The organism is Coprococcus sp. HCN-4056, from assembly GCF_037892645.1.
GTDB lineage: Bacteria > Bacillota > Clostridia > Lachnospirales > Lachnospiraceae > Coprococcus > Coprococcus ammoniilyticus.
The window spans coordinates 170,994-184,924 of sequence record NZ_JBBKBL010000006.1; the positions used below are offsets into that span (position 1 = coordinate 170,994).

General features: G+C 41.5%; 13 protein-coding genes and 1 other annotated feature. Of the genes, 3 read left to right on the plus strand and 10 right to left on the minus strand.

From position 1 onward, the window contains the following. Position 1 precedes the first annotated feature (1 nt). The 10 genes from ahpC to crcB all read right to left on the minus strand — a co-directional run bounded on the left by ahpC (position 2) and on the right by crcB (position 11,085). Entirely contained in the window at positions 2-565 is a 564-nt protein-coding gene (ahpC, locus tag WKT03_RS10940) for an alkyl hydroperoxide reductase subunit C (protein ID WP_186847410.1), read from the minus strand. Positions 566-630: 65 nt separating this feature from the next. Further along, the gene (locus tag WKT03_RS10945) at positions 631-2,382 is read right to left on the minus strand and encodes a 1-deoxy-D-xylulose-5-phosphate synthase (protein ID WP_186847411.1); all 1,752 of its coding nucleotides are present in this window, start codon (positions 2,380-2,382) and stop codon (positions 631-633) included. Between the two features lie 6 nt (positions 2,383-2,388). Then, positions 2,389-2,775 (minus strand): MerR family transcriptional regulator, encoded by a 387-nt coding sequence (locus WKT03_RS10950; protein ID WP_340392003.1) that lies wholly within the window; start codon positions 2,773-2,775, stop codon positions 2,389-2,391. A gap of 70 nt (positions 2,776-2,845) precedes the next feature. Further along, positions 2,846-3,412: an alpha/beta hydrolase gene (locus WKT03_RS10955; protein WP_118674840.1), complete on the minus strand. Its 567-nt coding sequence runs from the start codon at positions 3,410-3,412 to the stop codon at positions 2,846-2,848. A gap of 617 nt (positions 3,413-4,029) precedes the next feature. Then, complete coding sequence (locus WKT03_RS10960; protein ID WP_118662468.1) at positions 4,030-5,751, minus strand: carbon starvation CstA family protein; 1,722 nt, start codon at positions 5,749-5,751, stop codon at positions 4,030-4,032. A 133-nt stretch (positions 5,752-5,884) separates the two neighbouring features. After that, positions 5,885-6,150, minus strand: a binding site (T-box leader). 87 nt (positions 6,151-6,237) lie between these two features. Continuing rightward, on the minus strand, positions 6,238-7,644 hold the full coding sequence (locus WKT03_RS10965) for an amidophosphoribosyltransferase (RefSeq protein ID WP_021944805.1): 1,407 nt from the start codon (positions 7,642-7,644) through the stop codon (positions 6,238-6,240). 471 nt (positions 7,645-8,115) lie between these two features. Beyond that, a complete protein-coding gene (locus tag WKT03_RS10970; RefSeq protein WP_021944804.1) occupies positions 8,116-8,598 on the minus strand; it encodes an HD domain-containing protein in 483 nt (160 codons plus the stop codon). 160 nt (positions 8,599-8,758) lie between these two features. Next, entirely contained in the window at positions 8,759-9,247 is a 489-nt protein-coding gene (locus WKT03_RS10975; RefSeq protein ID WP_340392010.1) for a pyridoxamine 5'-phosphate oxidase family protein, read from the minus strand. 224 nt (positions 9,248-9,471) lie between these two features. After that, entirely contained in the window at positions 9,472-10,680 is a 1,209-nt protein-coding gene (locus WKT03_RS10980) for a M20 metallopeptidase family protein (RefSeq protein ID WP_340392012.1), read from the minus strand. A 42-nt stretch (positions 10,681-10,722) separates the two neighbouring features. Continuing rightward, complete coding sequence (gene crcB / locus WKT03_RS10985; RefSeq protein ID WP_021944801.1) at positions 10,723-11,085, minus strand: fluoride efflux transporter CrcB; 363 nt, start codon at positions 11,083-11,085, stop codon at positions 10,723-10,725. 160 nt (positions 11,086-11,245) lie between these two features. On the opposite strand from crcB, the gene WKT03_RS10990 reads away from it, so the two are divergent. The 3 genes from WKT03_RS10990 to WKT03_RS11000 all read left to right on the plus strand — a co-directional run bounded on the left by WKT03_RS10990 (position 11,246) and on the right by WKT03_RS11000 (position 13,797). Then, a complete protein-coding gene (locus WKT03_RS10990) occupies positions 11,246-11,734 on the plus strand; it encodes an RNA polymerase sigma factor (RefSeq protein ID WP_021944800.1) in 489 nt (162 codons plus the stop codon). Beyond that, positions 11,718-12,338, plus strand: a complete 621-nt coding sequence (locus WKT03_RS10995) for a hypothetical protein (protein ID WP_340392017.1) — start codon at positions 11,718-11,720, stop codon at positions 12,336-12,338. The genes WKT03_RS10990 and WKT03_RS10995 overlap by 17 nt, the downstream gene beginning before the upstream one ends. 166 nt (positions 12,339-12,504) lie before the next feature. After that, the gene (locus WKT03_RS11000; RefSeq protein WP_243175723.1) at positions 12,505-13,797 is read left to right on the plus strand and encodes a serpin family protein; all 1,293 of its coding nucleotides are present in this window, start codon (positions 12,505-12,507) and stop codon (positions 13,795-13,797) included. The last annotated feature ends 134 nt before the right edge of the window (positions 13,798-13,931 follow it).

The window sequence follows — 13,931 nt, forward strand, 5'->3', positions numbered from 1 at the left end:
CTTATAATCTCCCTACAAGATCCAGACTTGGGCGCAGGGTCGCATCTCCCGGCTGCCATTTGGCTGGACAGACCTCATCCCCATGCTCCGCAACAAACTGACATGCCTGCAATTTACGAAACAGTTCATCTGCATTTCGTCCAACATTTCCTGCACTGACTTCATAGGAAACAATTCGTCCTTCCGGGTTGATGATGAAGCTGCCACGTTCTGCCATCCCATCTGATTCGATCATCACCTCAAAATCTTCACATAATTCATGATTTGGATCTGCCAGCATCGGAAATGTGATCTTTCCAATCTTTTCCGATGTATCATGCCATGCCTTGTGCACAAAATGCGTATCTGTTGATATGGAATAAACTTCGCAGCCGGCAGCTTTAAAATCCTCATATTTATCCTGCAGATCTGACAGCTCCGTTGGACAGACAAATGTAAAATCAGCCGGATAGAAGAAAAACACACTCCACTCGCCTAATATGTCATCTCGGGTTACCGTTTTAAATTCACCATTTTGATATGCTTGCACAAAAAAATCGCTTACTTCTCTGTTAATCATCGACATTGTTTAATCTCCTTTATCAAACATTATTTCTGATTAATATTACCTGTAAGCGATTTTTTATACTGTTAAACCTTCTTCACATCTTCTGCAATCTGTTCTGCTGTCAGATGATTTTCTTTTAATACTTCATTTACATCGTAGCGGTCATAGAAGAATTTCTTTAAACCGTAATTCAGAACCTTCATATCAGAATCACCATAGAAGCCGGCGATTCTCTGACCGAAGCCACCTTCCAGATAACCGTCCTCTAACGTGATCACGATATCGTGATCTTTCTTCAGATCATTCAGAAGTCCATTATCCATACCGGAAACATACAGTGGGTTAATGATGGTTGGCGTAACTCCTGTCTGCTCCTCGATCAGTGCTGCTGCATCTGTTCCAAGCTGATAGAAAGTACCTGCACCGATAACGGCAATCTTGCTTCCCTTTTGGGTTACTTCGTATTTATTTAACTGGCTGAAATCCTTTGTTACAGCTTTTCTGTCCGATACCATCGCAGCTCCCGGAAGCTTGATCGCAACCGGATGCTCTGTCTGCTCTACGCTCCAGTCAAGCATTGCCAGATATTCCTCTTTGGTTGTCGGTGCCAGATACACAAGCCCCGGAATACTTGTAAGCATCGGAATATCCTGTAAGCCAAGATGTGTTACATCATTCATTCCATATACAGATCCCGCAAATACAACGATCGTTGCAGGGTTGTTATTGATGCACAGATCCTGTGTCAGCTGATCATATGTCCGCTGGATAAATGAACTGTATACACCATATACAGGCTTGCCGCCATTTGCCGCAATACCGGATGCCAGTGCAACCGCTGTCTCCTCTGCGATACCGACATCAATAAACTGACTGCCTGCTTCTTTTCTCTTATCTTCTGTAAATCCCATAACAGTAGGTGTTGCAGATGTGATCGTAACTACAGATGGATCTTCCTTCATTTTCTTTAAGAGATAATCTCTGGTTACGTCGGAATAATCTTCTCCGTCAAATTCCATCAAAGAATTTCCTGTTTCAAGGTCAAATGGCATACACCAATGCCACTGTTCCTTATTCTGTTCTGCCGGTGCATAGCCTTTTCCTTTTAAAGTTTTAATATGCACAACAACCGGTTTCTTACTGTCTTTTACAGATTCAAATGCTGCGATCAATGCAGCAATATCATTTCCTTTATCTACATATACATAATCAAGTCCCATTGCACGGAACAGATTACATTCTGCCTGCCCGTTTGTCTCACGAAGCAGTTTTAAATTCTGATACAAACCACCATGATTCTCAGCGATCGACATGTCATTATCATTTACAACAATGATCAGATTGCCACCAAGCTCAGCCGCATAGTCAAGGCCTTCCAATGCCTCGCCACCGCTTAATGAACCATCACCGATCACAGCGATCACGTTGCCGTCTTCCTTTTTCAAATCTCTGGCTTTCGCAAGGCCACAAGCAAGGCTGACAGATGTAGATGTATGTCCGATCTCAAAGAAATCATGCTCACTTTCTTTTGGATTTGTATATCCGGATACATCATCGTAATGTTCTTCGTAGAGATAAGCATCCTTTCTGCCTGTCAGCATCTTATGCGGATAGCTCTGGTGGGATACATCATATACGATCTTGTCCTTTGGTGACTCAAATACATAATGCATCGCAATCGTTGCTTCTACCATACCAAAATTCGGTCCAAAATGTCCGCCGTGCTTGCTTGCACGAACCAGCAATGCCTGTCGCATCTCTGCTGCCATCGCCGTCATTTCTTCTATATTCAATTTCTTTACATCTTCCGGTCCGTTAATCTGTTCAATATACATAATGTTCTAACAATCCTCCTTATTCCATGACAATACACCTGTCTGTACCGCTTTCTCATAGCGCGATACCTTATAGGCAAGCCGCTTCATGGTTGCCTCGATCTGTTCTTTCTGTTCCTGTAATGCGTCATACTGTTCCTGCAATAGCTGCCGTCTTGCTTCAAACGTCGTATCTCCCATCTGATACAGTTTCACATATTCAATCAATGCCTCGATCGGGACGCCGGCATTCCGCATACAAACTGCATTTTCTACCCAGCCAAGATCCGATTCCTGATAATCTCTGTTTCCACTCGAAGTTCTTGTAACCGGTGGAATCAGCCCTACACGCTCATAATACCGAAGGGTATCCTGTGAGATACCAAATTTCTCACTTACTTCCTTGATCGTCATCTGCGCCACCATCCTTCATTTGACTTTTCCTTACTATAGCACTTGGAGTTCGCTCAAAGTCAAGACTTTTTTACCGGCTTATAAAATCCGCCGTCAGCGCCATGATTTTTTCCAGATTCTTCAGATTCTTCCATACATCGGCTGTCTCTAAGGAATGATTTGCTTTCTCTATCACATGAACCGGAATCCCTGCTTTTTGGCACCGATCTGTAATTGCAGCGGTGCTCTCCACCCACGGATCTGCCGTTCCTGTAAATGCTATCGCTCTCCCCGACAGATCAGATGCGCAATTGTCAAATGTCGCCTCAAGCGGAGTATACAGCACATGCCTGCATGGTATCTTATGTCGTTCTGCGTAAGTAGTCGCAATGATCGTTCCTACACTTTTTGATAAGAATAAAATGCTGTCATACCCGGAAAAATCTATATCTTTTAATATTTCCTCTGTCTGTCCGTACAGGTCTTCAAATGCTGCCTGCATTTTTACCGGATCGCCTTTGACGTTTCCGATCCGATTCACATATTCTACGTTCTTATATTCTTTATATCCTACGGATTCTGCTACGCGCCTGCCATAATATAACAGTGGCTTGTCGCAGTGATAGCCGATTCCCGGAAAACATACTACCAGCTTCATCTTCATACCTCCTGTTTTTTCGCTAAATCGTCTATTTAACCACTACTCTTGTGATAAAACATGGCACGGGAATTTAGCGGTTACCAGTGTATTTAGCAAATACGCTCCGCTTTCTATTCGTCACACCCGCTTATCCGCTCATGCTCTTTGTGCAACTCGCCCTTCGGGCTCAAACAGCACACCGCATTCGCTGCTAGTGTGTTCCTCATTTACGAAATGCTCGCTATAATTCAGCTAAACACACTGGTAACCGCTAATTCCCGTGCCATGTTTTATTATAAACACTATCTGCTTAAATAGACGATTTATTTGTTTTTATCTTGAACTGATTTTATCCAGTTATAAACTAACATTTAATTAAACATACGCGTTTTGACAAAGATTGTCAATTCAATAGTATTTTAAGGACAGCTCTTACTTTTAAAAAATAATTATCCAATATCATATAGAGAATTTCCTGATTATATTGTTTCTATTATATACCTCTCTATAACGCAAAAACTGTGGTGGGAGGATATCTGTATATCTTCCCATCCACAGTTTTTCAATGAATATTATTTTTACGATTTAGAATTATTATTTATTTTACGTTTATTGTTTTTTATTTGAATATTATTTTATGCTTCCTTTTCAGCAGTCTTCTCATGCTTCATAAGAACAAGTTTTCTGATACATGTAATTGCTACAATGATACCAAGTACGATAAGGAATACTGCAACAATGAGCTGAAGTCCTTCAACAAGGAATGTAGCGGTTCCGGCCTGGAACTTCTGGATATTTCCGATTACGTTGAGAACGATAGCTGTAAATGTTACAGCAAGCATTATAAGCATTGGTGGATAAAGCATTGCATGCTTTCTGCTTGTTGCCTTGAGGAATACTGCTACACCAATCAGTACAAGTGCTGCAAGCATCTGGTTTGCTGATCCGAAGAGTGGCCATACATTTGAATATCCACCCTTGCAGAGAAGGTAACCAAAGAACAATGTTATAACTGTAGCTAAATACTTATTTGTAAGAATCTTCTGCCATACAGGCATCTGAGATGGATCTGTAGTATCTCCCATGAACAGCTCCTGGAATGACATACGTCCGATACGTGCGACTGAATCAAGTGATGTAAGAGCAAGTGCTGATACACACATGGTCATGAATACATTCGCTACTGAATTTGGAAGTCCGAACTTCTCAAGGAAACCTGCGATACCCTGTGAGAAGATCTGGAATGGTGTAAGTCCTTCCGGTGCTTTTCCTCCAACTGCTACTGCACCAACTACGATCAATGAGATAACACCGAGGAGTGTCTCAAGGATCATTGCGCCATAACCTACAAATAACATATCTTTTTCATTTCTGATCGTCTTTGATGATGTTCCTGATGAAACAAGGCTGTGGAAACCGGAAACCGCACCACAGGCGATTGTTACAAACAGTGTTGGGAACAGATAACTCTTAGCACCTGTTGACGATACAACTGTGAAACCATTGAAAGCGTTCAGTCCCATATCCGGATGTCCAACCAGAACACCGACAAATGCTCCAACCAACATACCAACAAGCATGAATGTTGTCATGTAATCTCTTGGCTGCATAAGTAACCACATAGGAAGTACGGATGCAAGGAACAGATATGCCATGATAACGTAGTTCCACTGGTTACCGTTTAAGTACCAAGGAAGCTTCATACCTACTGCAAACATTGCAACGATGAGGACGATAGCTACGATTGCTTTCACCCACTCCTTCATATTCTTGCAAGTCTTCATAACAACACCGAGCACCATAGCGACAACAATGAATAACATAGATACTGTAGCGGCTGCTGCGCCGTTAAAGTTCTTTGTTACTGCTCCGTCAGCACCTGTTGTAAATCCGTTAAATGTTGATGAAACCATAGATGTAAAGGCTGCAATAACAAGAAGTGTAAAGAGCCAGCAGAACAGTGAGAAGAATCTTCTTCCTGCCTTGCCTATGTACTTCTCAATAACAAGTCCGATGGACTTACCCTCATTTTTAACGGATGCATACAGAGAACCGAAATCCTGTACTGCACCGAAGAATACGCCTCCGACAAGCAGCCAGAGTAAAACCGGTACCCATCCAAACATTGCCGCAATGATTGGTCCCTGTACAGGTCCCGCACCTGCGATGGATGAAAACTGATGTGCAAATACTGTAAGCTTTGATGATGGTACATAATCCTTTCCATCTTCATTTGCAACGGCCGGGGTCTTTGCATTTGCATCTATGCCCCATTTCTTAGCAAGCCATCTTCCGTAACCTAAATAGCCAGCTCCTAAAACTACTACTGCGATAAGAATAATTACCAAACTATTCATATCATTCTCCTTCCTTCCGCCATGTGGCAGATACTTGATTATAGTATGTTCACAAAGAGTTTATACAAAAACATATCTTTTATAGGACAACCTTTCCTATAAATTAAAAAAAGCTTTCGTCTTCATGTAATTTCATAAAGACGAAAGCCTTTAAACTTCCGCGTTACCACTTTATTTGCCATTCAAAAAAATGACCACTCAACCTCATCTCATAAGCTCACACTGTAGAAATAAGTTTCTTTGTAACGGTAGAAAACCGGTGACACCTAATGTCCATATCTGGAATTCAGTGCACTGCTCGCAGAGGATAATCACTAAAAACATACACCGTCTCACACCACCCGGCGGCTCTCTGAAATACTCCTTTTTTAATGATCGTATTCTGTTCGTTGCATTTGCTCTTTGTTAACTGCTAATTTAGCACTCTGTTTTTTTGTTGTCAAGAGCGATTTTAAATTTTTTTGACTTTTTCTGAATGATTTTTCCCTATTCTTTACCATCCCAACAATAAGTACACAGCTTGCACTTATCGATTCCAACGGATTCCAGCATATCGTCCAAGCGATTGAAACGCAATGATGTAAAGTTCAGTTCCTTACGGATCTCCTCAACCATTGTTTCGTATTTCTCAGATTCCGGATCTGCATACTCCTGTAATACCTCATCGGTTACATTTCCATTCTCCAGACGATCGATCACACGACGGGTGATCAGATCCATTTCTGATGATGAACGAGAGAAATTCAGATATTTACATCCATATAATAACGGAGGGCATGCCGGACGGATATGTACTTCCTTCGCACCACTCTCATATAAGAATTCAGTTGTTTCACGAAGCTGGGTTCCTCGTACGATCGAGTCATCGATCAGAAGAAGGCTCTTATCACGGATCAGTTCATCCACTGCTAACAGCTTCATCTTAGCGATCAGATTTCTCTTACTCTGGATCGTTGGCATGAAGGAACGTGGCCAGGTCGGTGTATATTTGATAAATGGTCTGGAAAATGGGATTCCGGATTCATTTGCATAGCCGATTGCATGAGCAATACCGGAATCCGGTACCCCGGCTACAATATCCGGCTTTACGTTATCACGCTTCGCCATTGCCTTACCACAATTATACCGCATCTGCTCTACACTTGTGCCCTCATAGGAACTGGATGGATAACCATAATATACCCAGAGGAAGGTACAGATCTTCATTTCTTTATTCGGATTGACCAGCGTGATACAGTTCTTGTCTGTCACGACAGCGATCTCTCCCGGTCCAAGTTCCTTATAGTCCTTATATCCAAGATTTTTATATGCAAAATTCTCAAAGGTTATACAATAGGCATCTTCTTTCTTACCGATAACAACCGGTGTTCTGCCGTATTTGTCACGGGCTGCATAGATTCCCGCCTGATTCATCAACAGAATGGATACAGAACCATCGATAGAATCAAGCGCAAACTGAATTCCTTCGATCAGATTTTCCTTCTGATTGATCAGTGCTGCGATCAACTCCGTTGCATTGATATCGCCGCCGCTCATTTCTAAGAAGTGAGAATGTCCATTCTCGAACAGCTTCTTTGTAAGTTCACCTATGTTATTAATCTTACTGACTGTTGTAAGTGCATAAGTGCCATGATGAGAACGTACGATCAATGGCTGCGGTTCGTAATCGGAGATACATCCGATTCCCATATGACCACTCATTTCCTGAACATCTTTGTCAAATTTTGTACGAAATGGTGCATTCTCAATATTGTGGATCGCACGATTAAATCCGTCTTCTCCGTATACTGCCATTCCGCCTCGTCTTGTTCCCAGATGTGAATGGTAGTCGATACCAAAGAACAAATCAAATACACAATCCTGCTTTGATGCTACGCCAAAAAATCCGCCCATTGCCTTTTCCTCTCTTTTCTAAAACTCTCATGACATTCCTCAACAAATGCTTCCATAACGAGATGTATCCATATATATTCTTTATTTCACAGAACACTTGCGTTCTATTTTTACGCAACGGTACTAAGCTCTCTGCTAATCGCAGATCGCTAAGGACCGGCGTAAAAAGAGGTCTGTTACATAAAAATATATATGTCTACATCTCTGTTTTCTAGTACAATCTCATATCTCTTTGTCAATTCATATCAATATTTTCTTCAGTGATAATTCTTCGTTTTTTTACAAAACCTTTTTTATTTTATAGGATGTACTTACATAAATCAATAATTTCTATCAAAAAACGTAATAAAAAAAGAACAAGATCATACACTTATCGGGCTGCAAACAGCTTGCGAAAATATGTATAATGTTGTTCTTTTTCTATAGATGTCAATATTATTCTTTAGCTATATGCAGCATGCTGCATTATGATCAGCCTCTGACGGTTTTTGTGACGGCAAGGCGGAGGACTCTGGTGGTTTCTTCGGCGGCGCACAACTTATCCGCCCATGTTACGATCCAGCTCTCCCGGAACTTTGGAGGTGTTATGTTGAGTGGGAACATATGCTTTCGGATGATATCCCGCTCAATGAAGTTCAAATTGAAATCCCGTCTGGCATTATGCAAGGCTCGTTCTGCATGAAAAAAACCATGCAGCCGATGTCCGCCATCCTTCTCATGCCAGTCATACAAGAAATAATCATGAAGCAGTGCTCCACGCACCAGCGACCGTTCATCAATATATGCGGAACATTTCTCTGCAAGCTCCAGACTTTTCTCCGCCACCCGCAGGGAATGATCGTAACAGGTTATTGAACCATGTTGCACAAATGTTTTTTCTTTCTGCATACCCTCTGATGCCAGGATATCCGCACCATATTTATATATTTTTTCTTCGATACGATTCGCTTCCATTTTGGATTCTCCTGAATTCCCTAATCTCTATCTCTTACATCATTCAACTACTACCAGCTATTTTCCAATTCCTTGCTTTTTTCTCAAACCGGCTATTTATTCTTACCCATGATAGCACAATTTATACGTGGTAAACTATTACTTTTTCTTAATGTTCTTTTTATTTTTCTTGATTCATTTTTACCGATAATTCCGGAACAACAACCTTGATCACATTCACCAATTTTGTCATTGGTTCTGTAATGATAAAATCTCTTCCCAGCTGACTCTTCATTATAAGCTCCAGTCCCATAACCTTCTCATCAACATCGGTCAGAATGCTGGCAGTTCCTTCACCCATCACGCAAGCATAATATGCCCCATATTCACATGGAACTTCACCACCACTGGTCAGTACCATATCTGTATCAATCTCGATAAATACATTTGGATTAGCTGCGATCACGTCATATTTGCGTCCTTCCGTTGCGCCATGCATATATAACGTAAGTCCTCCATCCTTATAAATATATCCATAATACAATGGAACAATGTATGCCTTTCCTTCATCCACCATCCCAAGATGAACCACGCCTGCTTTCTTTATGATCTGCTCGATCTTCACCGGATCTGTAACTTCACATTTTTGCCTTCTCATTGGTCTGTTCATTATGTTCTCCTTTCAGCCACATTGGGCTTAAATTATTATTAAAGACTTATTTCCCATCCCTCAATCATCAACAATAGACTTATGAATAGGGCGTACTTTCCTATAAAGTAAAAAAAGCAGAGAATTCGCACATCGTCGAACCTCTCTGCTCTTTTTCCATTATATACCAGCTTTGTGTTATCTGACAAGTGAACATTTATAATTATTTAAAGTTGCATACAGAATTAACATTCCCCCTCTTTTATGTCAACACACAACCCGGCAAACATAGTGACTGCGGTTTCAAGTATGGAATCGGGAAATTCGAAATGTTCCGTATGAAGCTGAGCATAATCCTCTCCGTCACCAATGCCGAAAAATGCTCCCTTTGTCTCCTGCAAATACCAACCGAAGTCCTCCGACCAGCGCATCGGTTCAGGCAGCTCCATATATGGAATCTGCTGAGAAGCCGCACACGCCCGGATCTTCTGCACCTGTTCCGCATGATTATCCGTAGATGGAAACCGTTCAATCTCCTTTATCGAAAGTTCCAGAGCTTCCTTCTGTGCCATAACTTCTGCCAGCTTACGAATCTCTGCCAGATAATCATGAAATACCTGTTCGCCTTCACCTCGAACGGTAAGTCTCAGATATCCGTCCGATGCCGCTACACCATAGTTCTCACTTCCAAGTTCCATCCCGATCAAAGTCATGCGGACAAATCCTTTTGTCTCATTAAACTGCTCTGTCAGTTCTTCAATCTGAAGCAAGAGTCCGGCAAGTGCATATCCGGGATTTCTGCCAGCTTCCGGATATGCTGCGTGGCTCGGCGTTCCTGTCATGTGGATCTCTAAGCCCGTTGAAGCACATGCAAATGTTCCATCCTTCACAAGTACCGTTCCAAGCGACTTCCCCGGTATATTATGAAAGCCATAGATTTCTCCGATATGCTTTTCTTTGATCAGGCTTCTGCAAAGCTCTGCGCCCTTTCCAATCTCCTCCGCCGGTTGGAAGATCAGATATACATCCTGTGTCAACGGATCTTTTCTGCTGTCCAGATACAAGCCAAGTCCACATAGCACACTGCTGTGTCCATCATGTCCACAGAAATGTCCCGGCTTTCCATCCTTGCCACATACCGCATCCATATCTGCCCGGAATGCAATCGGTGGCTTATATTCCGTCATTTGCTCTGGTATTTCCGCAGCCACTTCACTCACATGGAATGTTTTATCATTTTCTGTGGTTACCCGATCATATGCTCTTTTCACCGCATAAAACCATGCCCCACAATCTACGATCTCTAATGCTGTATGCGATTTTAAGAAATCCATCAGCAACTGTTTTGTCTTTACTTCCTGCATGGAATGCTCCGGGATCCGGTGGAGCTGCTTTCGCAGTTCCATTATTTGCTCTATAATCTGTTTATCTATATATTGCTCTCTCTTATCCATATCGTCAGCCCTCTATTCCCATAAATCTTCATCGTTTCATCGTTACTTCATAAGTATTTGTGCAGCAAATACCGCAGCAACACTTAATATCACACTTAATCCTATATAAAGTATCGTAAATCCGTAATTCCCGCTCTGTATTAATTGATCTGTTTCCAGTGCAAATGTAGAAAACGTCGTAAATCCACCACACACTCCCGTCTTTAATGTCAAAACCAGAAGTGGTGATACCTGATACTTTTCTGCCGACACAGAAATTAAGCCAATAACAAATGCTCCTATTACATTAATCAATAATGTTTTTATCGGAAAGTTGTTTTGTGCTCCCACCGGTATTAAACCAATCAAATATCGAAGAATTGCACCTATGCCGCCTCCAACGCCAACTAACAAACATTTTACCATTTTATCTTTTCTCTCTTTCTGTCATTTCATACCTACACTATCAAATGATAAAACAATACAAATTTTATGCAAGTATAATTTTGTATTTTTGTAACCTTTAAACCGGATGAATTGTGTTATTATTGAAAGGCCTTTTAACACAAGAAAAGAGGATGTGACTATGCGATTACCAACACAAACTGTTATACAAATGTATCAGGACAATCTGTTCCGCATTGCATTTTCCATTTGTCAGAACCGGGAGGATGCCGAAGATGTTGTTCAGGAAACATTTCTACGCTATCATTCAGGTGCCGTGGATTTTAACGATGAAATGCATATCCGGGCATGGCTGATCCGGGTTACGATCAATCAGTCAAAAAATATGCTTCGCACCTTCTGGCACAGGAACCGGACATCATTGGAAGATTATATGGAACAACTGAATTTTTCTGATACTGAAAGCCAGGAATTATTTGAAACAGTCATGAAGCTGCCAGAAAAATACCGGACAGTGATCCATCTGTTTTATTATGAAGACTATTCCATTAAGGAAATTGCAGACATTCTAAAGATCAGCGAAAGCAACGTAAAGGTCCGGTTAAACCGCGGACGTACCGTGCTTCGCGACACCCTAAAGGAGGCTTGGGACTATGAACAATCAGAATAAAGAACGCTATAAGAAAACATTTGACATGATCCACTCAGATGCAGTCATCAACATCACCCCGGAACGCTCAAAGAAGCTGCGGATCCACACGATCACACGCAGACTTTCCTACGCAGTTGCCGGACTGGCAGCCATCTTCTGTCTGTCAAATGGCATCTGTCTGGCAGCAACCGGAAGCACCTGGGTGCATAAGGTATTCTCTACTGCAAATGGTACGAAGGTCGAATACGATGCAGAAGACGCTACCATGTCTTTCCGTATCGAATCAACCGATCAAACCTATGTCACCACGAAAGCCGGAAGACTGTATTTCACCCTGAACGGACAGCAGACCGATATCACAGACAAATGCAGTACAGATACCTACTTCCGATATGATTACACGGATGCCGATCATATCACACATGTGATCGTCATAGGCGGAACTGCCGATGATTATGGCTATGCCGAATATCTGTTTGATGCAGATGGTACTTATATCTTCAACAACATGAATGTATCTTCCGATACTCCGGCATGGTTTGTAAATGCGGAAAAAGATCTCGGTGTAGATGCGGAATCCTTATCAGATGAAGCTGCCACCTATTCCGTGACCGAAGAATAAAAATTTTTAAAATAATTCCATAAATCCTCCATTTTCTTTCGTATGTAAATTAAAGAAGCAAATAAACCGGACATTGATAAGACTATATATTTTTTTGAATATTCTTATTCACTGATATATGTTAGTATTATTCATATCTGACCACGAAAGAAATGGAGGATTATTTATGAATAAAAAGATAATCAGCTTATTACTTGGTGCATGTCTGTGCACAAGTCTTGCAGGATGCGGAAACGCAGATAATAATGGCGGCAGCGTCACCAAACAAAAACTTTTAGCATCAAAAGAACTCGGAAGTGACATCGCAGTCGGAGCAAAACCGGCGCCCGTCGATTCCTATGAGGAACTTAAAAACGGTGTCAACAATTTTGCATTTGACTTGTATGATGCACTTCCAAAAGACAGCAACTGTTTTTATTCCCCTTACAGTATTTCCAGCGCACTGTCCATGCTCGATCAGGGTGCCGGGGGCGAAACGAAAACGGAACTGGAATCAACACTTGGCATCAAAGATCTTTCAACCTGGAATACGGAAATGCAAAGCTATCTGAACAAAGACTGGTCCAAGCAGACATATGTAAATACTGCAAATTCCATCTGGATGACCACCGGAAAAGACTGGGCGGCTAATATCTCAGATGATTTTCTGCTTCCGGCCAAGACCTATTACCATGGTGAGATATATGAAGCCGATTTTACGGATCATGCCGATCAGGTTGTGAAGGATGTAAACAACTGGGTAAATGAACATACAAATCAGATGATCCCATCCATCATGAATGAACTTTCGACAAATACTGTTATGATGCTCATTAATGCGGTTTACTTTGAAGGAAAATGGCAGACACCATTTACAGAGGATAACACATACGATGATACTTTTCACGGAACAAACGGAGATTCTACCGTACCAATGATGCATCTGTACGATGAACGATTCTCTTATGCGGATAGCGGATCGATAAAAGGAATCGTACTTCCTTACGATGGTGATTCTGTTGTAATGAAAGTATTCCTTCCATCTAAAGAAGGCGATACGATCACCAACCTGTTCGATGCTTTAAGCAGTGATGAGAAACAGGCACTTATCGACTCTCTGGATAATGCTGATTCTCCTGAGATAGAGACCATTCAGCTTCCAAAATTCACAGATGAACAGAGTATCAACGGTCTGGATGATATCCTGAACAGACTTGGAATCCGGTCTGCATATGCTTTTGCTGATTTCTCAAAGATCGCAGATGGCATCGCGGTATCTTCCGTTTCTCACAAAGCAAAAGTGATCGTTGATGAAAACGGAACAAAGGCTGCCGCGGAGACGGATATCATAATAAAGGAAACTGCTATGATGCCACCGGAAGAAACCTATAACTTCATCGTTGACCAGCCATTTGTCTATGTCATTGAAGATCAGGATACCGGAATGATCCTGTTCATGGGACGGGTAAATGATCTGTAAGATCCAATTCCATATTGATTTTCAATAATCTCTGTGCTATCGTAATAAGAAATAAATACAGACACATGCAACGGAGCAATTCAGAAAATGAGTTGCTCCGTTTTTTGTTTTATCAAATATAAGACTGAAAAATC

What these genes read in the sequence shown, in the direction of transcription:
- WKT03_RS10980 (WP_340392012.1), bottom strand. Translation starts at nt 10,680, where the DNA reads ATGGATAAGAGAGAGCAATATATAGATAAACAGATTATAGAGCAAATA.
- WKT03_RS11000 (WP_243175723.1), top strand. Translation starts at nt 12,505, where the DNA reads ATGAATAAAAAGATAATCAGCTTATTACTTGGTGCATGTCTGTGCACA.
- ahpC (WP_186847410.1), bottom strand. Translation starts at nt 565, where the DNA reads ATGTCGATGATTAACAGAGAAGTAAGCGATTTTTTTGTGCAAGCATAT.
- WKT03_RS10975 (WP_340392010.1), bottom strand. Translation starts at nt 9,247, where the DNA reads ATGAACAGACCAATGAGAAGGCAAAAATGTGAAGTTACAGATCCGGTG.
- WKT03_RS10970 (WP_021944804.1), bottom strand. Translation starts at nt 8,598, where the DNA reads ATGGAAGCGAATCGTATCGAAGAAAAAATATATAAATATGGTGCGGAT.
- WKT03_RS10990 (WP_021944800.1), top strand. Translation starts at nt 11,246, where the DNA reads ATGCGATTACCAACACAAACTGTTATACAAATGTATCAGGACAATCTG.
- WKT03_RS10960 (WP_118662468.1), bottom strand. Translation starts at nt 5,751, where the DNA reads ATGAATAGTTTGGTAATTATTCTTATCGCAGTAGTAGTTTTAGGAGCT.
- WKT03_RS10995 (WP_340392017.1), top strand. Translation starts at nt 11,718, where the DNA reads ATGAACAATCAGAATAAAGAACGCTATAAGAAAACATTTGACATGATC.
- WKT03_RS10965 (WP_021944805.1), bottom strand. Translation starts at nt 7,644, where the DNA reads ATGGGCGGATTTTTTGGCGTAGCATCAAAGCAGGATTGTGTATTTGAT.
- WKT03_RS10945 (WP_186847411.1), bottom strand. Translation starts at nt 2,382, where the DNA reads ATGTATATTGAACAGATTAACGGACCGGAAGATGTAAAGAAATTGAAT.
- crcB (WP_021944801.1), bottom strand. Translation starts at nt 11,085, where the DNA reads ATGGTAAAATGTTTGTTAGTTGGCGTTGGAGGCGGCATAGGTGCAATT.
- WKT03_RS10950 (WP_340392003.1), bottom strand. Translation starts at nt 2,775, where the DNA reads ATGACGATCAAGGAAGTAAGTGAGAAATTTGGTATCTCACAGGATACC.
- WKT03_RS10955 (WP_118674840.1), bottom strand. Translation starts at nt 3,412, where the DNA reads ATGAAGCTGGTAGTATGTTTTCCGGGAATCGGCTATCACTGCGACAAG.